This is a genomic window from Bradyrhizobium cosmicum, from assembly GCF_007290395.2.
Lineage (GTDB): Bacteria > Pseudomonadota > Alphaproteobacteria > Rhizobiales > Xanthobacteraceae > Bradyrhizobium > Bradyrhizobium cosmicum.
The window spans coordinates 4,123,016-4,145,996 of record NZ_CP041656.2 but is presented as its reverse complement, the minus strand read 5'-3'; the positions used below and the strand labels follow the sequence as shown (position 1 = coordinate 4,145,996).

General features: G+C 65.9%; 15 protein-coding genes and 1 pseudogene. 9 read left to right on the top strand and 7 right to left on the bottom strand.

Annotated features, from left to right (window positions below; translation table 11 throughout):
* Positions 1-31: 31 nt before the first annotated feature.
* From aroQ to FNV92_RS19920, 4 genes are all read right to left on the bottom strand, one after another.
* On the bottom strand, positions 32-499 hold the full coding sequence (gene aroQ / locus FNV92_RS19935) for a type II 3-dehydroquinate dehydratase (protein WP_143844892.1): 468 nt from the start codon (positions 497-499) through the stop codon (positions 32-34).
* A 249-nt stretch (positions 500-748) separates the two neighbouring features.
* Positions 749-1,558, bottom strand: a complete 810-nt coding sequence (locus FNV92_RS19930; protein ID WP_015686471.1) for a DUF1236 domain-containing protein — start codon at positions 1,556-1,558, stop codon at positions 749-751.
* Between the two features lie 232 nt (positions 1,559-1,790).
* Positions 1,791-2,558: a DsbA family protein gene (locus FNV92_RS19925; RefSeq protein WP_143844893.1), complete on the bottom strand. Its 768-nt coding sequence runs from the start codon at positions 2,556-2,558 to the stop codon at positions 1,791-1,793.
* A gap of 97 nt (positions 2,559-2,655) precedes the next feature.
* Positions 2,656-4,056 carry a M48 family metalloprotease gene (locus FNV92_RS19920; RefSeq protein WP_015686469.1) on the bottom strand — a complete coding sequence of 467 codons (1,401 nt, stop codon included), beginning with the start codon at positions 4,054-4,056 and terminating at the stop codon, positions 2,656-2,658.
* Between the two features lie 209 nt (positions 4,057-4,265).
* Between FNV92_RS19920 and FNV92_RS19915 the strand changes: the two genes are divergently transcribed.
* From FNV92_RS19915 to FNV92_RS19905, 3 genes are all read left to right on the top strand, one after another.
* Positions 4,266-5,453, top strand: coding sequence for a pyridoxal phosphate-dependent aminotransferase (locus FNV92_RS19915; protein ID WP_143844894.1), 1,188 nt, complete (start codon positions 4,266-4,268; stop codon positions 5,451-5,453).
* Positions 5,454-5,539: 86 nt separating this feature from the next.
* The gene (locus FNV92_RS19910; RefSeq protein ID WP_143846263.1) at positions 5,540-6,094 is read left to right on the top strand and encodes a biotin transporter BioY; all 555 of its coding nucleotides are present in this window, start codon (positions 5,540-5,542) and stop codon (positions 6,092-6,094) included.
* An 83-nt stretch (positions 6,095-6,177) separates the two neighbouring features.
* Positions 6,178-7,515, top strand: a complete 1,338-nt coding sequence (locus tag FNV92_RS19905; RefSeq protein WP_083850059.1) for a dicarboxylate/amino acid:cation symporter — start codon at positions 6,178-6,180, stop codon at positions 7,513-7,515.
* 152 nt (positions 7,516-7,667) lie between these two features.
* Here FNV92_RS19905 and FNV92_RS19900 read toward each other — a convergent pair whose 3' ends face one another.
* On the bottom strand, positions 7,668-8,546 hold the full coding sequence (locus FNV92_RS19900) for an SDR family oxidoreductase (protein ID WP_143844895.1): 879 nt from the start codon (positions 8,544-8,546) through the stop codon (positions 7,668-7,670).
* A gap of 93 nt (positions 8,547-8,639) precedes the next feature.
* Between FNV92_RS19900 and FNV92_RS19895 the strand changes: the two are divergent.
* Positions 8,640-9,475: pseudogene (locus FNV92_RS19895) on the top strand (helix-turn-helix transcriptional regulator).
* Positions 9,476-9,531: 56 nt separating this feature from the next.
* On the top strand, positions 9,532-11,619 hold the full coding sequence (locus FNV92_RS19890) for a tetratricopeptide repeat protein (RefSeq protein WP_143844896.1): 2,088 nt from the start codon (positions 9,532-9,534) through the stop codon (positions 11,617-11,619).
* Here FNV92_RS19890 and FNV92_RS19885 read toward each other — a convergent pair.
* The gene (locus tag FNV92_RS19885; protein WP_143844897.1) at positions 11,616-12,848 is read right to left on the bottom strand and encodes an NAD(P)/FAD-dependent oxidoreductase; all 1,233 of its coding nucleotides are present in this window, start codon (positions 12,846-12,848) and stop codon (positions 11,616-11,618) included. The genes FNV92_RS19890 and FNV92_RS19885 overlap by 4 nt on opposite strands.
* 64 nt (positions 12,849-12,912) lie before the next feature.
* Positions 12,913-15,990 (bottom strand): Rne/Rng family ribonuclease, encoded by a 3,078-nt coding sequence (locus FNV92_RS19880; RefSeq protein WP_143844898.1) that lies wholly within the window; start codon positions 15,988-15,990, stop codon positions 12,913-12,915.
* Between the two features lie 705 nt (positions 15,991-16,695).
* On the opposite strand from FNV92_RS19880, the gene FNV92_RS19875 reads away from it, so the two are divergent.
* From FNV92_RS19875 to FNV92_RS19860, 4 genes are all read left to right on the top strand, one after another.
* Entirely contained in the window at positions 16,696-17,988 is a 1,293-nt protein-coding gene (locus FNV92_RS19875) for an N-acetylmuramoyl-L-alanine amidase (protein WP_143844899.1), read from the top strand.
* 303 nt (positions 17,989-18,291) lie between these two features.
* Complete coding sequence (locus tag FNV92_RS19870; protein ID WP_015686457.1) at positions 18,292-20,805, top strand: penicillin-binding protein 1A; 2,514 nt, start codon at positions 18,292-18,294, stop codon at positions 20,803-20,805.
* 108 nt (positions 20,806-20,913) lie between these two features.
* Positions 20,914-22,045, top strand: a protein-coding gene (gene prfB / locus FNV92_RS19865) for a peptide chain release factor 2 (RefSeq protein WP_143844900.1) whose coding sequence is annotated in 2 segments (ribosomal slippage) — positions 20,914-20,982 and positions 20,984-22,045 — 1,131 coding nt in all. Because the reading frame shifts where the segments join, the coding sequence is not laid out codon by codon here.
* Positions 22,045-22,926 carry an NAD(P)-dependent oxidoreductase gene (locus FNV92_RS19860; RefSeq protein ID WP_143844901.1) on the top strand — a complete coding sequence of 294 codons (882 nt, stop codon included), beginning with the start codon at positions 22,045-22,047 and terminating at the stop codon, positions 22,924-22,926. Before prfB ends, FNV92_RS19860 begins: the two co-directional genes overlap by 1 nt.
* Positions 22,927-22,981 lie beyond the last annotated feature (55 nt).

Sequence of the window (22,981 nt, the reverse complement as noted above, 5' to 3'; positions counted from 1 at the left end):
TTATCCGAATGTTCTGTGTGAGGAGGGAGCGTCAGGCTTTGGGCTTGATGCCAAGCTTGGCGGCAAGGCCCTGAATGGCGAGGCGGTAGCCCTCGATGCCGAAACCGCAGAGCGAAGCGAACGCTGCGCGTGCGGTATAGGAGTGGTGGCGGAAACTTTCGCGGGCATGGATATTGGTCACGTGCACTTCGACGGTCGGGATCTGCACCGCGAGCAGCGCGTCGTGCAGCGCGATCGAGGTGTGTGAATAGCCGCCGGCATTGATGATGATGCCCTTCATCCTGCGGGCGTGCGCCTCGTGGATAAAGTCGATCAGCTCACCCTCGCGGTTGGACTGCCGGCAATCGGCCTTGAGGCCGAATGAAGCTGCCGTCTCGCGGCACAGCGCCTCGACGTCGGCCAGCGTGGCATGGCCGTACTTCTCGGGCTCGCGCGTCCCCAACATGTTGAGGTTCGGCCCGTTGAGAACGAGGATCGTGTCGGTCGCAGGTTCAGCCATTCAAATCCCGGCGGAGGTGCTTCGGCGTGGCCGGGTTATAGGTAACAAAGCGCGTCAGGGGAAGCCTTGAAGGGCCTCGCGGAGGCCTTCAGGCACCTCATCCGGGGTGCAAAAACCTGTGCGGAAGTCTCGGAAATTGCTTGTTAACCAGTCCGAGCCATGGCTGCCCGGGCGCGCGAGGCCGCCCAAGACGCCAAAAGCCCCTGCCGATCTCTCGGCAAGGGCTCCTTGGTGCGTCAGCGAGGCTGCTTAGCCTTCGATGATGTACACGATCTCGCGGGTCTGCGGGCGAACGATGATGTACTGGCCGCGGACGTAGATCACGTCATAGCCGCGCCACTCCGGATAGATTTCGACGATCCGGGGCGGGAGCGGGTGGAAGCGAACGGACGCCGGGATCGCGGCACCCACCGAGATGTTGAAGTTAACGTTGGTGGTCTCTTCGATCTTCGTCGACTTGATCGCAGAGGTGATCTCGGTCCGCTTCTCGGGCGGAGGAGCGGAAGCGGTCGCCGAGGCGGTGCCGGTCGTGGTCTGGGACTTGGCGTCGCCAGCCTTGGTGTCGGCAGCAGCCTTGCTGTCAGCGCCCTTGGTCTGGGCGTTCATGTTGCCGCTCTTGGTGTCGGTCTCAGTGCTCTTGGACTTGTCCATCTGGGACTTGTCCATCGTGCTCTTCGACTTGTCCTGCATGGACTTGTCCTGCGCGCCCTGGGCGTGCTCACCCTTCGCCGCGCCGGCCTTGTCGTCGGCCGCGTTCTTGTTCATCGGGCCGGACTTTTCCATCCCGCCTGATTTCTCCATCGCGCCAGACGACTTCTCCTCGGCAGCTCCGCCGGGCTTCATGGCGCCGCCGGCCTGGCCGACAGTGCCCTTCTCGGGAGCGGCTTCCTTGCCCATCGCGCCGCGCTCAGCCGCGCCGCTTGAAGGCTGCGAGTGCTGCATCTGCGCGCCACCGGCGCCACCACCGCTGTCGCGGTTCATGGTGCCCTGAGCGTTGGCAAGGCCGGTGCCCGCGAACAGCGCAAGCGTGGCCACCGAGATCATAAAGCGGTTCGACATTGAAATTCTCCTCACGTGTTCATTTGCGTCATTGCCCGCGCCAACAACGAAAGGAGATATCAGTAGTTCCGGAACATCTGCGGTTCCGCGGCATTTGTTTGTTGAACGCCAGATGAATGCGTGCGCGGGCTTTGCGACACGATTGCGCCGGCCGGCTCGCAAAAAGAAAAGGCCGGCTCTTCAGCCGGCCTTTGACGCGTGATGTCTTGAAGACGACCAGCAGGTCGCCTTGTCAGCAAGTCGCCTTGCCGCAGCGGGCGACGCCGATCTTTTCCTTGAGGCCCTCGAGGCCGACGGCGCCGATCACGATCTGCTTGCCGATCACGTAGCTCGGCGTGCCGTTCATGCCCATTGCTTCGGCGAGCTTGAAATTCTCCTCGATGGTGGCGCGCACCTCGGGACTGCCGAGGTCCTTCTCGATCTTGGCGGTGTCGAGGCCGGCTTCCTTGGCCGCCTGAAGCGCGCGCGCCTTGTCGGCGGCGCCGCGGCCGCCGAGCAGCTTCTGGTGGAAGTCGAGATATTTCTTGCCGGAGGGATCCTGCATGCGGACGGCGACGGCGACCTGCGCCGCTTCGACCGAGCCTTGGCTCAACACCGGAAACTCCTTCAGCACGACCTTCAGCTTGGGATCGCCCTTCATGAGGTTGAGCATGTCGTCCATCGCGCGCTTGCAGTAGCCGCAATTGTAATCGAAGAACTCGACGAAGGTGACGTCGCCGTCCTTGTTGCCGAGCACGACCTGGTGCGGCGAGTTGAAGATCGCGTCGGCGTTCTGCGCGATGCTGGCCTCGTGCTTCTGCGTCTCGGCCGCGGCCTGGCGCTTGGTGAGCTCGGCCATCGCTTCCTCGAGCACCTCGGGATGGGTGACGAGGTAGTTCTTGACGATCGCCTCGATGTCGGTGCGCTGGTTATCGGAGAAGCTGTCGGCCGACGCGGGCACGGTCGCGCCGAACATGGCGAGCGCAAACAGCGCGGGAGCAAGCAGGCGCAGCGAAGGCATAGGCAAATCCTCTTATCCAAAGCAGGTTTCGGAAAACGTCCCGGCGGACTTAAGCTTGGGTCGTGACGTCGTGGTTTCAGGCGTCGTTCGGGTCGAGCTAGTTTCGGGACGGCTTGGCCGCCACGATGTCGTCGGCCTTGACCCATCCGGGCGTGCCGACGGCGAAACGGGTCTTTGCGCGCGTGGCAAGTTCGCGGGCGGTCTTGTTGTCGCCGCGCAGGTAAGCGGCCTGCGCGGACGCCAGATCGGCCTCGGCATAGTCGCCCTTGCGGCCATAGGCCATCGCGAGCTGGGTATAGCCGAGCACGGCCTCGGGCTCCCGTGCCACCGCGGCGCGGAGAATCCGAACGGCGTCGTCCGTGTAGGCCTTATTATCGGTTCCAACCAGAGCCTGCCCAAGTAACATCTCGATGAGGGGCGAATTGTTCGACAATTGCACCGCCTTGCGCAGGGCAGGGATCGCCTCGGCAGGCTTGCCGCTCTCCAGCAGGGCCTGGCCGCGCACTTCGTAGAAGTACGGGTTGTTGGGCTGGACCTGGATCAGCGCGTCGATCTGGGCGAGCGCGCTGCGCAGATCGCCGTGCAGATAGGTGCTGATGGCACGGGCATAGCGTGCGGGCATGCTGTCGTTGGTCTGCGGATAGCGGCGATACACCGTCTCCGGCCGTTCCATGAAGGCCGAGATCTTGGCGCGCACCATGTCGTGGCGCAGCTGCAATGCCGGGTCGTCCTTCTTGTCCCAATAGGGGCTCGAACTGGCGAGCTCCTGAAGCGAGGCGACGCGCTCGGCGGGCATCGGGTGCGACTGCAGATAAGGATCGGCGCCGCGCGCGGCGAACAGGCTCTCGCTGGTGAAGCGCTTGAAGGTCTCGTACATGCCCTTCGGCGACTGCTGGGTCGCGGTCAGGAATTTGACGCCGGCGCGGTCGGCGTTCTCTTCCTGCTGGCGCTGGTAGGACAGCAGCGTCCGGCGGATCATCTCCTGAGGTCCCGCGATCGCAGCGGCGCCGGCATTGGCAAGCCCGTTGTTGCCCGAGCTGCTGCCACGTGTGGTGCCAGCGACCATCGCGCCGGCGCCGAGCAGCATCGCGATGATCATCTGGGTCTGGGCGGTGGCGAGTTGTTCGCGCAGCTTGGACAGATGACCGCCGGCCAGATGCCCGGTCTCGTGCGCGAGCACGCCGATGATCTGGTTCGGCGTCTCCGACTGCAGGATCGCGCCGTAATTGACGAAGATGCGGCGACCGTCGGCAACGAAGGCGTTGAACGACCCCTCGTTGACGATCACCATCTGGATGTTCTGCTTCTCCAGGCCGGCGGCGCGCAGGATCGGTCGGGTATATTCGCGCAGCAGCTGCTCGGTCTCGGTGTCGCGCAGGACCGGTGGGCCCTTGCCCTGCGCCTGCGCCGCCGGCATCGGCAACAGCGCGATCGCCGCCGCGGTGACGAGGGCGGTGAGGGCGGTGGCCTTCTTGCGCAAAGCGATCTGGAGCAACATCAGGCGGTCTGGGTCAACAAGGGGCTTGGTCAAACGGTCTTGAAAAGCGGTTTGGTGATTGGTTTTGGCGATTGGCGGCGGACAGGATACGCGATATGCCCTTCCAAGCCCTATCCCTTATGAGCCGTACAATGCGGCCAGTCTGGGGCGCAAGCGCTCCGTTTCCCGGACCGGAACCGACCGGTTCGCCAGCGAAATAGCAGAATTCGATGCACGATGCGACATTGAGGAACCGGTTGGGGCAGTGGCTCGAGCCCTCCCACCGCAGCGACGTCCCCCCGTTCATGGTGATGGACGTGATGGCCGCGGCAGCCCGAATCGAGGCGGCCGGAGGCCATGTCATTCACATGGAGGTCGGCCAGCCCGCGACGGGTGCTCCGAAGACCGCGATTGCGGCCGCCCATGCGGCGCTCGAGGCGGGGCGGATCGATTATACCTCTGCGCTCGGCATCCCCAGCCTGCGCGCGCGCATCGCGCGGCATTATCGCGATGCCTATGGCTGCGATGTCAGCCCCGAGCGGATCGTGGTGACCACGGGCTCGTCCGGCGGGTTCATCCTCGCCTTCCTGTCGATGTTCGAGCCCGGCGATCGCGTCGCCGTGACGGTGCCGGGCTATCCGCCTTACCGTCATATCCTGACCGCGCTCGGCTGCGAGCCGGTGCTAATCGAGACTACCAACGAGACGCGCCACGCGCTGACCGGCGAGGCGCTGCTGGCGGCCCATCGGAAAGCGCCACTGAAGGGCGTGCTGGTCGGAAGCCCGGCCAACCCGACGGGTACGATGATGTCCCGCGAGGCGCTCGCCGGCCTGATCGCGGCGTCAGAGGACGCCGGCATCCGCTTCATCTCCGACGAGATCTATCACGGGCTCGACTACGCGTTTCCGGCGGTGACGGCGGCGTCGCTGTCCGAGCACGCACTCGTGATCAACTCGTTCTCGAAGTATTTCTGCATGACGGGCTGGCGCGTCGGCTGGATGGTCGTGCCTGACGTGCTGGTGCGGCCGATCGAAAGGCTCCAGCAGAACCTGTCGATCTCGGTACCGTCACTGTCGCAGATCGCGGCCGAAGCCGCCTTCGACGGTGCGGCCGAGATGGAGGAGATCAAGCACGGCTATCAGGAAAACCGGCGGATTCTGATCGAGGGACTGCCCAAGGCGGGCCTCAGCAAGTTCCTGCCTGCCGACGGTGCCTTCTATCTCTATGCCGACGTCTCCGATTTCACCTCGGACAGTTTCGAGTTCGCCAAGCAGATGCTGGAGCAGGCCCATGTTGCGGCAACGCCGGGGCTCGATTTCGATCCCATCCATGGCCGCTCGTTCATAAGACTGTCCTATGCACGCTCGGCTGATGAGATGCGCGAGGCGGTTGACCGGATCGCCCACTGGCTTAAATAGCCGCCAGTTTCGATAGCATTCTGGAGTGCATCTTGTCCGACCGTTCCGCGCCCACCTCCGCCGCACATTCTTCTCTCGCCGCCTTGATGTGGCCGACCCGTCCGGGCGAAGCCGTAGGCGCCTTGCGAGCCGTGGTGCTGATCGCGCTCGGCACCGCCTTGATGACGCTATCGGCCAAGGTGAACCTGCCGCTGCCCTATGTGCCCATGACATTGCAGACGCTGGTGGTGCTGATGATCGGCGCCGCCTATGGCTGGCGCCTCGGCAGCGCGACCATGATCGCCTACCTCGCCGAGGGCGCGATGGGGCTGCCGGTGTTCGCCGGCCCGATCGGTGGAATTGCACCGCTGGTCGGCCCGACCGCCGGCTACCTGTTCGGGTTCATCGGCGCTGCCTTCGTCACCGGCTGGCTCGCCGAGCGCGGCTGGGATCGCAGCGTCGTGCGGTTGTTTGCGGCGATGGCCGTCGGCCACGTCGTGATCCTGGCCGCGGGCTTCGGCTGGCTGGCCTTTGGTCTCGGTCTTGGCGTTGCCAAGGCCTGGCAGGTCGGCTTGCTGCCGTTCATCGCCGGCTCGCTGGTCAAGAACGCGCTTGGCGCGACGCTGATGCCGGCGGCGCGCCGGATCGTCGATCGCCGGTAAGGCGTCGATTCCGACCAGTTCCAATTGACAGGGCCGGCCAAGTTGATCTTGGCTGGCCTCTGAGTTTGAGGGGGAGTGAGACGATGACGACGACAACGATGACGGCGGGAACGCCGGTCGCGCCAAGCGCGGCCAAGCCGTGGTACAAAGTCCTCTATGTCCAGGTGCTGATCGCCATCGTGCTTGGCGCCATTGTCGGCTGGCTCTGGCCCTCGGTCGCCACCAACGAGTGGATCAAGGCGCTCGGCGACGGCTTCATCAAGCTGATCAAGATGGTGATCGCCCCGATCATCTTCTGCACCGTGGTCTCGGGCATCGCCCACATCCAGGACGCCAAGAAGGTCGGACGCATCGGCGTCAAGGCACTGGTCTATTTCGAGGTCGTCTCGACATTCGCCCTGGTGATCGGACTCATCATCGGCAATCTGGTGAAGCCTGGCGCAGGCTTCGGCAATGCGGCGGCCAACGAGGCGGCGGTCGCAAATTACGCCAAGCAGGCCGCCGGTCAGAAGTCCGTCGACTTCGTGCTGCACATCATTCCGGACACCGTGGTCGGCGCCTTCGCGCAGGGCGAGATCCTGCAGGTGCTGCTGTTCTCGGTGCTGTTCGGTTTCGCGATCATGAGCCTCGGCGAGCGCGGCCATACGATCCGCAGCTTCATCGACGACGCCGCCCATGCAGTGTTCGGCGTCATCTCCATCGTGATGCGTGCGGCGCCGATCGGTGCGTTCGGCGCGATGGCCTACACGATCGGCAAGTTCGGCACCGGCGCGATCCTCAACCTGATCGGGCTGATCGCCACGTTCTACGTCACCGCCGCGCTGTTCGTCTTCGTCGTGCTTGGCATCATCGCGCGGTTCGCCGGATTCTCGATCTTCAAGTTCCTGGCCTACATCAAGGACGAGCTGCTGATCGTGCTCGGCACCTCGTCGTCGGAAAGTGCGCTGCCGTCGCTGATGGAAAAGCTCGAGCGGCTCGGCTGCTCCAAGTCGGTGGTCGGCCTCGTGGTGCCCACGGGTTATTCGTTCAACCTGGACGGCACCAACATCTACATGACGCTGGCGACGCTCTTCATCGCGCAGGCACTTGGTTTCGACCTCTCCTTCGCCCAGCAGCTCACCATCCTGGTCGTGGCGATGCTGACCTCGAAGGGCGCTTCCGGCATCACCGGCGCCGGCTTCATCACGCTCGCCGCCACGCTGGCCGTGGTCGATCCGCGGCTCGTGCCGGGCATGGCGATCGTGCTCGGCATCGACAAGTTCATGAGCGAGTGCCGCGCGCTGACCAACCTGTGCGGCAACGGCGTGGCCTGCGTGATCGTCGCCTGGTGGGAGGGCGAGCTCGATCGCGACAAGCTCAATGCTGCCCTCGCCAGGCAGATCGATCCGACTGACATGGAAACCGCGATCACGACGGACTGATCTTGTTCGATCCGTCATCCTCAGGCGCGAGCGGAGCGAGCCTCGAAGGATGCACGGCCGAGATGCAGCCGGGCCGTCGCCCTTCGAGGGCCGCTGGCGCAGCCACCTCAGGGTGACGGGATGTCTGCCGTCTTTGGGCGCGCCGCGCGCCGTCAGACCTTGAAGTAGCAGGGCTGGTCGAGATCCTCGATCAGCCCTTTTTCTTTGGGCTCCCAGCCGAGCAGGGCCCGTGTCTTCGCGCTCGAGGTCGGAACGTCGATGGATGCGAACCGCGCGAACCAGCCGAAATGCGCCTCGGCTTCATCGGCGGACTTTGAGACCACCGGCACGCCGAGCCGCCGGCCGATCACTTCTGCAATCGCCTTGAACGGCACGCCTTCCTCGGCGATCGCATGATAGTGCTTCGCGACGGCGCCCTGCTCCAGCGCGAGGCGGTAGACGCGCGCGGCGTCAAGGCGGTGTGCGGCCGGCCAGCGGTTGCTGCCGTCGCCGATATAGGCGGCCACGCCTTTCTCGCGCGCGAGATTGATGAGGATCGGAACGAAGCCGTGATCTCCCTCGCCATGCGTGGACGGTGGAAGCCGAACCGCGGCGGCGCGGACGCCGGCGAGCGACAGCGCCGCCGATTCCGACACACGCGGGAAATGTTTCGCGGCCTCGTCGTCCTCGGTCGCGAGCCGTCCGGGCGCGAGTAGCGCGACGCCGGAGGTGACGATGAGGGGGCGGTCGGAGCCCGCGAGCTCCTCGCCGAGCGCCAGGATGGCGCGACGGTCCAGCTCGCAATTGTCGAGGAATTTCGAGAAGTCATGATTGAAGCCGAGGTGCAGGACACCGTCGGACGCGGCCGCGCCGCTGCGCAACGAGGCGTGGTCCTCCAGGGAGCCGCGATGGACCTCGGCTCCCATGGCCGCGAGCGCTGCGGCGCCCGCGTCCGAGCGGGCAAGGCCGGTAACCCGATGGCCGGCGGCGATCAGGTCCCGCACGACGGCGGAGCCGACGAAGCCGGTGGCGCCGGTGACGAATACACGCATGAGGCAATCTCCAGAGGGTTGGTGGCGGCAACCATCTGCGCTACGAGTATCCAGGTAAAGCAGTGACCTTATCAGGGTATAATAGCTAACAGGATGAGCGAGCCCACGATCGCTGAAAACCTGCTCGGGACCTACCTGAAGGACCGCCGCACCCGGCTCGATGCCGCCGCGTTCGGCCTCGGTGGCAGCCGCAGGCGCACGCCCGGGCTGCGTCGCGAGGAGGTGGCCCAGCGCGCCAATATCAGCGCGACCTGGTACACGTGGCTGGAGCAGGGCCGTGGCGGAGCGCCGTCGGCCGACGTGCTCGATCGCATCGCCCGTGCGCTGATGCTGACCGACATCGAGCGCGAGCACCTGTTCCTGATTGGCCTCGGTCGCCCGCCCGAGGTGCGTTACCAGGCGACGGACGGCGTCTCGCCGCGGCTGCAGCGCGTGCTCGATGCGCTCGCCTTCAGCCCGGCGCTGGTGCGGACCGCGACCTGGGACGTCGTCGCCTGGAACCGGGCCGCAAGCGTAGTGCTGACGGACTATGGCGCGATCCCGCCGGGACGGCGCAACATCCTGCGCTTCATCTTCTGCGATCCGCGCGTGCGCGCCGCACAATATGACTGGGACAGTGTCGCCCGCTTCGTGGTGGCGGCGTTTCGGGCCGACGCCGCCCGTGCGGGCGCCGTCTCGCATGCGCCGACTTCGTCGACGAGCTCTGCCGCACCAGCCCGGAATTCGCGGCGCTCTGGCGCGACAACGACGTGCGCCATCATGGCGACGGCACCAAGCGGCTGAAGCACCCCGTTCACGGCACCATGTCGTTCGAATATTCGAGCTTCAACGTCGAGGGCCGCTCCGACCTCAGCATGATCGTCTACAACCCGGCGACGCCTGAGGACGCCGAGCGGATCAAAAAGCTGCTGGCCGAGCGCGCCGACTGACGGATTTTGCCAGCTCGCGCGTTTAACCCGCATCTGACCTCGAAGAGGCGAGCGGCGTGGTGGGCAAGGCGACGGTTGATCAGATTGTGCTGCAGGCGGCGGAGCATTTTTCGGCGGGGCGGCCGGAGGAGGCCGACGCGCTCTGCGCCGAAGTGTTGAAGGGCGAGCCCGATCATCTGCCGGCGCTGCATCTTGCGGCGGTGGCCGCCTTCGTCACCGACCGCGCGGCCGACGGCGCCGCGCTGCTCGGCCGCATCTTGACCGTCGATCCCGGGCACGCGCCTGCACTCGTCACGCTCGGCGATGCGCTTGCGGTGAAGGGCGAGCAGGAGGGCGCGGTGGCCGCATTCCGGCGCGCGCTGGTCAGGCGACCGGACGATGCGAGTCTGCACAACAAGCTCGGCGTGGCGCTCGGTGAGCTCGCCCGTTTCGACGAGGCCGAAGCCGCCTATCGCCGCGCGCTTGCGCTCGACGCGCACCTGACGCGCGCCTGCTTCAATCTCGCCGTCGTGCTTGCGGAGCAGGGGCGGCTGACCGAAGCGGAGGAGGCCTATCGCGTGGTGATCGCGCGGGAGCCGGCCTATCGCGGCGTCTGGCTCAATCTCGGCAATCTCCTGATGGACCAGACGAGGCTCGACGAGGCCGCAACTGCCTTTCGTTGCGCGATCGAGGCCGATCCCGATGATCCCGGGCTGCCCGCCAATCTCGGCGCGGCGCTTTATCGGCAAGGATTGCTTGACGACGCCATCATCCAGTACCGGCGCGCCGTTGCCCTCCAGCCGGACAACGCTCCGGCGCTGCGTCTGCTCGGGTTGGTGCTGCATGAGGCCGGTCACCTGCCGGAAGCGGCCGAAATGTACAGGCAGTCCTTCGCGCTCGATCCGGCGGATCATTTGATCGCAAGCAATCTCGGCGCCTGCCTGTCGGAGCTCGGCACGCTGGCCGAGGCGATCGCCGCTTGCGAGCAAGCACTGCTACTGAAGCCCGATCACGCGCCGGCCTGGACCAATCTCGGCATCATCTTCGAGAAGCAGGAGCGCGTCGCCGATGCCGTCGCAGCGCACCGATGCGCGGTCGTGGCCGATCCGGAATATGCCAAGGGCCACGCCAATCTCGCGGTGGCCCTGCGCAACGCCGGCGAGATCGACGAGGCGCTGGCCGTCTCGCATTGCGCGGTCGCGCTCGATCCGGAGCAGCCGCTGGCGCAGTACAATCACGCACACTTCCTGCTGATGAACGGCGACTTCGTGAAAGGGTTCGAGGCCTATCGTTGGCGGCGACAGTGCAAGACGCTGTCGGATGGCGATCCCTTGTTCACCGAGCCGGAATGGCAGGGCGAGCCGCTCAACGGCCGCACATTGCTGCTGTTTGCCGAATACGGCCTCGGCGATGCCCTGCATTTCGTGCGCTACGTGCCGATGGTGAATGCGCGCGGCGGAAGGATCATCCTGCAGGTTCAGCCCGCGCTGGCCTCGCTGCTGCGGCAGCTTGCGGGTGTCACCGTCATCGCACGCGGCGAGACGCTGCCGCCGTTCGACCTGCAACTGCCGCTGATGAGCCTGCCGCGGATTTTTGGCACTACGCTCGACAGCATTCCCGCCGAGATTCCGTATCTGCACGCCGATCCCGGAAGACTGTCGCGCTGGCGTGCTGCGCTTGCCGATGTGACAGCCCTGAAGGTTGGCGTGGCCTGGGCCGGCAATCCCAGGCACAAGGGCGACCGGCAACGCTCGCTGCCTGCCGCAGCCGTGCTGCCGCGCCTCGTGATTCCGGGTGTGCAGCTCTACAGCCTGCAAAAGGAACCGCGGCCCGAGGATGGCGAGGTGCTGGCAGCGCTCGGCGACGACGTCGTCGATCTTGCGCCGGCGCTCGGTGATTTCGCCGATACGGCGGCTGCGGTCGCGGCGCTCGATCTCGTCATCGCAGTCGATACGTCGGTCGCTCATCTCGCCGGCGCGCTCGGACGTCCGGTGTGGATGCTGACGCCCTATGCGCTCGACTGGCGCTGGCTGCGCGATCGCGAGGACAGTCCATGGTATCCGACCATGCGGCTGTTCCGCCAGCGCAGGCCCCGCGAATGGGACGATCCGCTGCTGCGCATCTCGGCCGCGCTCGCGATGCTCGCGGCGAAGACCGAAATCTAGAACCGCTCCGGCCGGTATGGCGCCGGATCGATCGCCGGCGTCTCGCCGTTCATCATCTCCGCGAGCAGGCGTCCCGTTGCCGGCCCGAGCGTAAAGCCCTGGTGGCCGTGGCCAAAATTCATCCAGAGGCCGGGGTGACGCGGGGCGGGGCCGAGCACGGGCAGCATGTCCGGCGTGCAAGGCCTCGTGCCGAACCACGGATCCGGCTCGACGCGCTTGCCGAGGTCGATCAGCTCGCGTGCGGAGGCCTCGGCGCTGGCGAGCTGCACCGGCGTTGCGAGCGCGTCGGGGCCGGTCAGCTCGGCACCGGTGGTGATGCGGATGCCCTTGGCCATCGGACCCATGGCATAGCCGTTGCTCTTGTCGACCATGGGCAGGTCGAGCGACGCGCCGTCGCTATAATGCATGTGGTAGCCGCGCTTGCGTACCAGCGGAATGCGATAGCCGAATTTCTGCAGGAGATCGGGCGACCAGGGCCCGAGCGTGACGACGGCGTTGGCGGCGTCGATGCGGCCCTTGTCGGTGTCGACGGACCAGCCGGTTGCGGTCTGCCGCAGCGACTGTGCATCGCCGAGCACGATGGCGCCACCGAGACGCTCGAACAGCTCTGCGTAGGCCGTGACCAGCGCGCCGGGATCGGACACGGTCCAGGTGTCGAGCCAGTGGATCGCGCCCGGCAGATCGTCGCGCAGGATCGGCTCGGCCTTGGCGAGCTCGCTGCCGGAGAGCACGCGAAACTTCACACCGAATTCGCGCTGGTCCTCTTCCGCGTCCTTGACCGAGTGCTCCAGGGCGGCAGCGTCGCGATACACCGCGCGGTAGCCGGCGCGGCGGATGAGATTGTCGGCATGGGCTTCGCGAATGAGAACGTCGTGCTCGCCGGTCGCATAGCCGATCAGGCGTGCCCACGCCTCGATCGCTTCGCGATGCCGCTTCGGCGCCGAATGCCACCAATAGCGGAGCAGGGGCTCGATATGGAGGTGAAGCGAGGACAGGCTGTAGCGCACGTCGTTGGTGCGGCCGGTCGCGATCTTCAGGAGCGTGGCCAGGTCGCGCGGCATCGGATAGGGCCGCACGGCTTCCGCCTGGATCATGCCGGCATTGCCGTAGCTCGTCTCGCGGCCCGGCTCCCTGCGATCGACCAGTGTTACGGACCAGCCGCGCCGTTGCAAATGGAGCGCGGCGCCCACGCCAACCATACCACCGCCGAGAACGATCGCACTTTTCATTCCAATGACCTCGCCAAATCAAAACCGCCCGGCTTGGCCGGGCGGTTTCGTCTGGATTTCCTTTTTATTCGCCGCCGCCGAACCGGCGCGACCACCAGCCGGCGCGGCGCGGTGCGGTCGACGTTTCAGTCGCCGCTGCCGGTGCCGGTGCGGGTTCGGGTGCAGGCGGAGCAGCCGGCTCCGGCGCCGATGCAACCGGCGCTGCGGGTTCGCTCGGGCTGCCCGACAGGAAGCTCACCTTCTCCCGGACCGTTGAGCGGCGCCGCGCGGCCTTGTCGTCAGCGGGCTCTTCCTCTGCGACCGCGGGCTGAGGTTGGGCCTGGGCCGGCACTTCGGCTTGCGGCTCGACGCGTGGCTCAGGCTGAGCGATCTGCGGCTCGACAATGTCGACGTGCTCGGAATGCGCGATCGAGGGCGCAGCCTCGCCGCTCGACCCGTCGAAATCTGCAACGGCCTCGGTTGCTTCCGGTGGCGCATTGCCGCCGAGTTCGTCGCCGATGGAGCCGGCGAGACCTTCCTCGTTGCCGCCACGCCGACGCCGTCCGCCACGGCGCCCGCGCCGGCGGCGGCGATCACCGCTGCCCTGCTGGTCGCCACGGGCGGCCTGCTCCTCGCCGTCCTCGCCGCCATCCTGCTCGGATTCGGTGTCCTCCTCGCCTTCGCCAGCCGCGAGTGCCGGTTCGGGAAGGGTGGCCGGGCTGTCTTCGCGAAGCTCACCATCGCGCGGGCCACGGCCGCGGCGGCGGCGGCGGCGCTTGCGGCGCTGGCCGTCCTGCTCGGTCGCGGCGTCGCCGGCGGCCTGCTCCTCGGTGAGACCTTCGGTCTCCTCGGTCTCGACCTCGGATTCAGTCTCCAGATCGAACTCCTCGTCGTCATAGGGCTCTTCAACGAGAGGCGGCGGGCTTGCGGCCGCCTGCGCTGCGAGCAGTGCCTTGGCGGCCTCGAGCGTGTGAACCTGCTCGCCGCGGTCGATGATATAGGCCTGCGGGCCGGTGACGCTGGGGTCGGCGATGACCGCCAGGGAGACCTTGAAGCCGTTTTCGAGATCGCGCAGATGACCGCGCTTGTGGTTCAGCACGTAGAGTGCGACGTCGGTGCGGGTACGGACCACCAGATTGTGGGTCGCGCCCTTCATCAGGATCTCTTCGAGGCCGCGCAGCAGCTGGAGCGCCACCGAGGACACCGAGCGGACATGGCCGGTGCCGCCGCAATGCGGGCAGGGATCGGTCGAAGATTCCAGCACGCTGGCGCGGATGCGCTGGCGCGACATCTCGAGCAGGCCGAAATGCGAGATGCGGCCGACCTGGATGCGCGCGCGATCCTGCCTGAGGCAATCGGACAGCTTGCGCTCGACGGCGCGGTTGTTGCGCTTCTCGTCCATGTCGATGAAGTCGATGACGATCAGGCCGGCGAGGTCGCGCAGGCGAAGCTGGCGGGCGACCTCTTCGGACGCCTCCAGATTGGTCTTGAGCGCGGTGTCCTCGATGTGATGCTCGCGGGTCGATCGGCCGGAGTTGACGTCGATCGAGACCAGCGCCTCGGTCTGGTTGATCACGATATAGCCGCCGGAGCGCAGCTGCACCGTCGGCGAGAACATCGCGTCCAGCTGACTCTCGACGCCCATCCGCGAGAACAGCGGCTGGCCGTCGCGATACTGCTTCACCGCGCTGACATTGGCGGGCATCAGCATCTTCATGAAGTCGCGCGCCTCGCGGTAGCCGGATTCGCCGGCAACCGAGATCTCGTCGATTTCCTTGTTATAGAGATCGCGGAGCGACCGCTTGATCAGCGAGCCTTCCTCGTAGACGAGGGTCGGGGCCTGTGACTTCAGCGTCAGGTCGCGCACCGTCTCCCACATCCGGATCAGATATTCGAAGTCGCGCTTGATCTCGGGCTTGGTGCGGGCGGCGCCCGCGGTGCGCAGGATGATTCCCATGCCCTCGGGCACGTCGAGGTCCTGCACCACTTCCTTCAGGCGGGAACGATCCTGCGCGCTGGTGATCTTGCGGCTGATGCCGCCGCCGCGCGCGGTGTTGGGCATCAACACGGCATAGCGGCCGGCGAGCGAGAGATAGGTCGTCAGCGCCGCGCCCTTGTTGCCGCGCTCTTCCTTCACGACCTGCACCAGCATCACCTGGCGGCGCTTGATGACTTCCTGGATCTTGTACTGGCGGCGCGGGCGGAAGGTACGTACAGGCACCTCTTCCAGCACGTCGTCACCGCCGACGGATTCGACGACTTCCTCTTCGGCGTCCTCGTCATCCTCGTCCTCGTCGTCCTCCTCGTCGGAGTCGTGATGATGGGCCTCATTGCTCTCGCCGGCGGCGTACACCGCATCGGCCGGTTCAGCCGAGGCGGTCACGGCTTCGGCCAGGGCCTCGGCGTGTGCCTCGGAGGCGGCAGCTTCGTGCGGCTCGGCGGCGGCCTCGGTCGCAACCACAGGCTCGGCACCAAAGGCTGCGGCGGGCGCAGGCGTCTCGTCGGTATGATCATGGTCGTGATGATCGTGCTCGCCGTCATGACCATGATCATGATCGTGGGCGTGATGGTGATCGTCATCATGGGCATGATGATCATCGTGGTGATCATGTTCGCCATGGTCGTGGTCGTGATGATCGTGTCCTTCGTGCTCGCCATGAAGCTCCGCATCGGCGTGCAGATGCTCGCCTTCGTGCGAAGCGCCCTCGGAGTGCTCCGGCCGTGCCTCGCCCTCGACCGGCTGGGCTGCCAGATCGGAGCCTTCGACGATGTCGCTGCGGACGCGTTCGCCCTGGCTGCGACGGCGAGAGTTGCGGTGGCGTGAGCGGCGGCGGCCGTGGGAGCGGTTCTCGCTCTCTTCCTCGGCTTCGCGATGGGCCTGTTCTTCGGCCTCGATCAGCGCCTGCCGGTCGGCGACCGGGATCTGGTAATAGTCGGGATGGATTTCGCTGAAGGCGAGGAAGCCGTGGCGGTTGCCGCCATATTCCACGAAGGCGGCCTGCAGCGAGGGTTCGACCCGTGTGACCTTGGCGAGGTAAATGTTCCCGCGCAGTTGCTTGCGTTGCGCGGTCTCGAAATCAAACTCTTCGACGCGATTGCCGCGGACCACGACGACCCGGGTCTCTTCCGGGTGGGTGGCATCGATCAACATCTTGTTGGGCATGTCTTAGCTCTTGGCGGCGGCGGGCGCGATTCACCGTGGGCGCCATGATGAGCGCTGCCGGGTGACGCGACGGTCCACCTGATTCGGGGGTGAGGGGAAGGCCGAAACGCCGTCTCTCGCGCCTTGCCGGACCGGAAGCCGAAGGGCCGAAGCGGCGCGCGGGATTGTCTCTCCGCAGCGTCGCGAATGGTCCTTCAGAATTCGTCGGCACAGTCTGGCGCATCAAGCGTCGGCCCGTATGAAACACTGGGCGGCGAGGCCGCCCTTCAATCAGTTGCTGCTGGCCAGGCATGGCGCGAGCGCGCTCGCCTTGGGATTACGAACCGCCCCCTTGGGATTAAGGGACCGGGTAACGGGTTACGCCGCTGTCAGAACCGTCCCGGACACACAGTGGTAACCGGGGACCGTCCACCGCCGGTACTTGCCCCGCTCCATCTCGCTGCCGCGCACCGCGCTGGTCTTTGAGAGGAACGGAAAACGCTGGAATTCCCAAAACTTGAGAGTTCCGGCGCTGCACCGGGAGGCTGAATGCGACACAACCGGAAATATCGGCCGTCAGCACTCCGTACATACGTGGAATGGACCATCCGTGCAAGGAGCGTCGCACGGCGGTCACAGTCGGCAAATTTCGCGCCTCTGTCATTAAGGATCGTTTAACCCTGTAGTTCTATTGCCTTAAAAGGGCTGCTCGGAGGCACGGAATCGGTGGCGAGCCGCGCAAATCAAAGGGTTTTGCTGGGATGCGCGCTTCTCTGCGCCGCAGCATTGCCGTGTGCCGATTCTTCGCGCCTAAAGGCAGCGGAAAGTCAGGCGCAACCCTCTGTTGCGGCAGTCAAGTTTCCCGTCGCCTCGGCCGCTCGGCTGGCCGGCGACGGCAAGCAGACCCGCTTCATCCTCGACATCGATCAGGCCGTCACGTTCCGCGCGGTGATGCTCGCCGACCCTTACCGCGTGGTGGTCGACGTTCCCCAGGTCAATTTTCAGCTGCCCACCGGCACTGGGGCCGGGGGGCGGGGGCTGGTCAAGGCCTTCCGCTACGGGCTGGTCATGCCCGGCGGATCGCGAATCGTGTTCGACCTGACGGGGCCGGCCAAGATCGCCAATTCCTACGTGCTGGAGGCGGCCAACGGCCAGCCCGCCCGGCTCGTGCTCGAGCTGGAGGAGGTCGATCGCGCCGCCTTCGTGCAGTCGCTGCCGCCGGAAAGCCGCCCCGAACTGAGGCCCGCCATCGCGGACGCGCCGCCCGCGACGGTTCCCGCCGCGCCCGCCGAGGCGGCGCAGCAGAAAGCCGATGGCCGCCCCGTCGTCGTGATCGATCCCGGTCATGGCGGCATCGATAACGGCACCCAGTCGAGCGGCGAGAGCGAGAAGAACCTGGTTCTGGCCTTCGCCCTGGCGCTCCGCGACAAGCTGGAGAAAGCCGGCAAATACCGTGTGGTGATGACGCGGGACGACGACACCTTCATCCCCCTCAGCGACCGGACCAAGGTCGCCCGTAACCTCAAGGCCGCGCTGTTCGTCTCCATTCACGCCGACGCGCTGCCGCGCGCGGAAGGTGATGCGCAGGGCGCCACAATCTACACGCTGTCCGACAAGGCCTCCGACGCCGAGGCCCAGCGTCTGGCGGATGCGGAAAACCGGGCGGACGCGATCGCGGGCTTCAACCTCGCGGAGGAGCCGACCGATGTCGCCGACATCCTGATCGACCTCACCCAACGGGAAACCCGCACCTTTTCAAACCGTTTCGCTCGCCTTTTGATGGGTGAAATGAAGTCGACCGTGCGGATGCACAAGCATCCCCTGAAGTCGGCCGGCTTCCGGGTGCTGAAGGCGCCCGACGTGCCGTCGGTGCTGGTCGAGATCGGCTACGTCTCCAACAAGGGCGATCTCGAGCACCTGGTGTCCGATGGCTGGAGGTCGAAAGCCGTGGGCTCGATGGCGCAGGCGATCGACGGGTTCCTGACCAAGCGGATGGCGACGGCGGGATCGTCGAACTGACGACCCTGGGGCCCTCGAACTGAGCAAGGGATTCTGAGAAGGGTTTTCCGTCCCGGCGCAAAAGCCCTAGTTTGGCCACAGCGGACGCTTTATAAAAACGCCGCAGGGGGTTCCGGAATCGACGAGAATCCCCTTTCGGCAAGCGTCTTGAGGTCCGGCACGAATGGTATTGAGTCGGCCGGTGAATTCGCGACGTGAGATTGGCGCTTCTTTTGGTTTGGTTGCCTTTAGCTTCGGTGCCTTGGGCGGTGATCTTGGGCTGTGATCTTGGGCTGATCCAGAGTTTGAACGGATAAACAGATAATGCGCTTGCTGGTGCGGTTCATGGGCTTCCTGTTCGCCGCGGGAACGGTGGTGTTCCTTGTCGGTGTCGGGGCCGTGGCAGGCCTGATCTGGCATTTCTCCAAGGACTTGCCGGACTACTCTCAGCTTCAGGATTACGAGCCGCCCGTGATGACCCGCGTGCACGCGGTCGACGGCTCGCTGCTCGGCGAATACGCCAAGGAGCGGCGGCTGTATCTGCCGATCCAGGCGGTGCCGAAGCTCGTGATCAACGCGTTCCTGGCGGCCGAGGACAAGAATTTCTACGAGCATGGCGGCATCGACTACACCGGCATGGCGCGCGCCGGCGTGGCCTATATCCAGAACTACGGCTCGAACCGCCGTCCGCAGGGCGCCTCCACCATCACCCAGCAGGTCGCCAAGAACTTCCTGCTCACCAACGAGGTCTCCTTCGCCCGCAAGATCAAGGAAGCCTTGCTGGCGATGCGGATCGAGAAGACCTATTCGAAGGACAAGATCCTCGAGCTGTATCTGAACGAGATCTATCTCGGCCTCGGCGCCTACGGCATCGCGGCCGCTTCGCTGGTCTATTTCGACAAATCGGTGAACGAGCTGACCGTCGCCGAAGCGTCCTATCTGGCCGCGCTGCCGAAGATGCCCGCGACGCTGCATCCGGTCCGCAACCGCGACCGCGCCATCGAGCGCCGCAATTACGTGATCGATCGTCTGGTGGAGAACGGCTGGATCAAGCAGGCCGACGCCGACAAGGCCCGCAAGGAGCCGCTGGCCGTCACCAGCCGCTCCAACGGTGCCCACACCTTCGCCGGCGAGTATTTCGCCGAGGAAGTCCGCCGCGATATCTTCGAACGCTACGGCGAGAAGAAGCTCTACGAGGGCGGGCTTTCCGTCCGCACCACGCTCGATCCGAAGATCCAGGTCATGGCGCGCAAGGCCATGGTCGCCGGCCTCGTGAACTATGACGAGCAGCAGGGCTATCGCGGCGCCATGAGCAAGCTCGATACGTCGGGCGATTGGGGCGTGAAGCTCGCGGAGATCAAGTCGCTCTCCGACATCTCGCCATGGCGCATGGCGGTGGTGCTGGAGACCAGCGACCAGTCGGCGCGGATCGGTTTCCAGCCGAGCCGTGAGCTCGGCGGCGCCGTGAGCAAGCAGCGCGAGACCGGCCTCATCACGGCCGACGGCGTGCGCTGGGCGAGGGCGGCCCAGGGCAACACCAAGGGCAAGACCCCGACGTCGGTGGCGCAGGTGTTGCAGCCCGGCGACGTGATCTATGCCGATCCGCTCTATACCAAGGAGGGACAGCCGGTCGAAGGCCAGTACCGGCTGCGCCAGATTCCCGAAGTGTCCGGTGCGATGGTGGCGATGGACCCATGGACCGGGCGCGTGCTCGCGATGGTCGGCGGCTTCTCGTTCGACCAGAGCCAGTTCAACCGCGCCACGCAGGCCTACCGTCAGCCGGGCTCCTCGTTCAAGCCGATCGTCTATTCGGCCGCGCTCGACAACGGCTATACGCCCTCGACCGTCGTGCTCGACGCGCCGATCGAAATCGACCAGGGCCAGGGCGCCGGCGTGTGGCGGCCCGAAAACTTCTCCTCCGGAAAGTTCCAGGGACCGGTGACGCTGCGCAACGCGCTGCGGCAGTCGCTCAACACCGTGACCGTGCGCCTCGCGCAGGACATCGGCATGCCGCTGATCGGCGAATATGCCCGCCGCTTCGGCGTCTATGACGAACTGCCGAACTATCTCTCCTACGCGCTCGGCGCCGGCGAGACCACGGCGATGCGCATGGTCACGGCCTATTCGATGCTCGCCAATGGCGGCCGCCGGGTGAAGCCGACCTTGATCGACCGTATCCAGGATCGCTACGGCCACACCATCTTCAAGCACGACCAGCGCGAATGCCGCGGCTGCGACGCGCCGGGCGGCTGGAAGAACCAGGCCGAGCCGCAGTTGATCGACCGCCGCGAGCAGGTGCTGGATTCCATGACCGCCTATCAGATCACCGAGCTGATGGAGGGTGTCGTGCAGGCCGGTACCGCGACCGTGGTCAAGGAGGTCGGCAAGCCGATCGCCGGCAAGACCGGTACGACCAATGAGGCAAAGGACGCCTGGTTCGTCGGCTTCTCGCCCGACGTCGCCGTTGCCATCTATATGGGCTACGACAAGCCGCGTCCGCTCGGCAAAGGCAACGCCGCGACCGGCGGCCATCTGGCCGCTCCCATCGCGCGCGATTTCCTCAAGCTCGCGCTCGCCGACAAGCCTGCGGTTCCGTTCAAGGTGCCGGCCGGCATCAAGCTGGTCCGCGTCGTTGCGAAGACCGGCATGCGCGCCGGCCCCGGCGAGACCGGCGGAACCATCCTCGAAGCGTTCAAGCCGGGCACGGCGCCGCCAGATAATTACTCGGTCATCGGCGTTGCCGATGCCGACGGCCGCGGCGGCGGCATGCCGGCCTCGCAGCAGCAGCAGCCGGATTCCGGCTTCTTCATGCGGCCGGGCACCGGCGGGCTGTACTAGCTTATAAGACCGACGATCGCGGCCGCGGCGGTTGCGCTTTGCGGCCGCCGCCGCTACACCGCGATCTCAGTTGCACGCGGAAACAATTCCGCGAGATCAGAGAACCACATGCGCGCCGAAATCGAACGGTTGGTAGAAGAGATCAAGCAGTCAGTCGGGCTGCTGAGGAGGCATCTTTGACGTCGAGAAATCGACGGCGCGCCTCGCTGAGCTGAACAAGCTCGCAGAAGATCCCAACCTCTGGAACGATCCCCAGAAAGCCCAGAAACTGATGCAGGAGCGCACCTCGCTCGAGGATTCGCTGTCCGGCATCGGCAAGGTCGAGCAGGAGCTCGAAGACGACATCGGCATGATCGAGCTCGGCGAAGCCGAGGGCGATACCGGCGTCGTGGCTGAAGCTGAAGCTGCGCTGAAAGCCCTCAAGAAGGAAGTCGCCCGGCGCGAGCTCGAGGCGCTGCTGTCGGGCGAGGCCGATCGCTTCGATTCCTATCTCGAAGTCCATGCCGGCGCCGGCGGCACCGAGAGCCAGGATTGGGCGCAGATGCTCTTGCGCATGTACACGCGCTGGGCCGAGACGCACGGCTTCAAGGTCGAGTTCCTCGAAGAGTCCGAGGGCGAAGAAGCGGGCATCAAGTCGGCGACGATCCAGGTCTCCGGCCACAACGCCTATGGCTGGCTGAAGACCGAGGCAGGCGTGCACCGCCTGGTGCGCATTTCGCCGTTCGATTCCAACGCGCGCCGGCACACCTCGTTCTCGAGCGTGCAGGTGTTCCCGGTCATCGACGACAGCATCAAGATCGACATCAAGGAATCCGACGTCCGCGTCGACACCATGCGTTCGGGCGGCGCCGGCGGCCAGCACGTCAACAAGACCGAATCCGCGGTGCGCCTGACGCACATTCCGACCGGCGTTGCGGTGGTCTGCCAGGCCGGCCGCTCGCAGCACAAGAACAAGGCGCAGGCCTGGGACATGCTGCGTGCGCGCCTTTACGAAATCGAGCTGAAGAAGCGCGAGGAGAAGGCTGCCGCCGACCAGGCTGCCAAGACCGATATCGGCTGGGGTCACCAGATCCGCTCCTACGTGCTGCAGCCCTACCAGATGGTGAAGGATCTGCGCACGGGCGTGCAGACCTCCGACACCGCGGGCGTGCTCAACGGCGAGCTCGACGACTTCATGGCCGCGACGCTGGCGCAACGCGCCTTCGGCACCCCTGGGGCCGACATCGAGGACGTCGACTGATGCCGCGCGTTGCCTTCATCGGGCTCGGACGGATGGGCCACGGCATGGCCGGCCGCTATCTCGATGCCGGCTTCACGGTGACGCTGTGGAATCGCAGCAAGGCAAAAGCCGAAGACCTGATCGCGCGCGGCGCACATTGGGCGACCTCGCCGGAGGATGCCGCGATCGATGCCGACGCGGTCGTGACCATGGTGGCCGACGACGAAGCCTCGCGCGCGGTCTGGCTTGGGCCCAAGGGCGCGGCCAAGACAGCGAAGGCTGGTACCATCGCGATCGAATGCTCAACCGTCTCCTATGACCACGCCCGCGAGATGGGCCGCGAACTCAACGCGCGCAGCCTGATCTATCTCGATTGTCCCGTGACGGGTTTGCCGGATGCGGCGGCGGGCGGGAAACTGACGCTGCTGGTCGGCGCCAACGCGGCTGACCTCGATCGCGCGCGACCCTATCTCGATCCCATCGGCTCGACCATCCGCCATTTTGGACCGGTCGGCGCCGGCACGGTCTACAAGCTCATCAACAATTTGATGGGCGCGATCCAGATTGCCGGCCTCGCCGAGGGCCTCGCGATTGCCGAGCAGGCCGGGCTCGACATGAACCTTGTACTGGAATCGATCCAGGCGGGCGTGGCCGCAAGCCCCCAGGTGCAGCGCCACTCCAAGCGCATGGTCGCCCGCGATTTCAGCGGTGCGACGTTCACGACGGCGCTGCGGCACAAGGATGCCGCCTATGCCGTCAAGCTCGCGGAGAGTCTTCTCGCCGACAAGCCGCTGGTCGCGCGCGCCGCGGTCGAGTCCTACGCGCAGGCGAAGGCCGTGATGCCTGACGACGACGAAGGCAAGATGATCGAGCTGGTGTCGCGGCCGAAGAAGCCGTCCTGACCGGCGCGTCGATATGGTCGCCTTGGCGCCCCATCGCTTCTGAACTCAGGCAGCC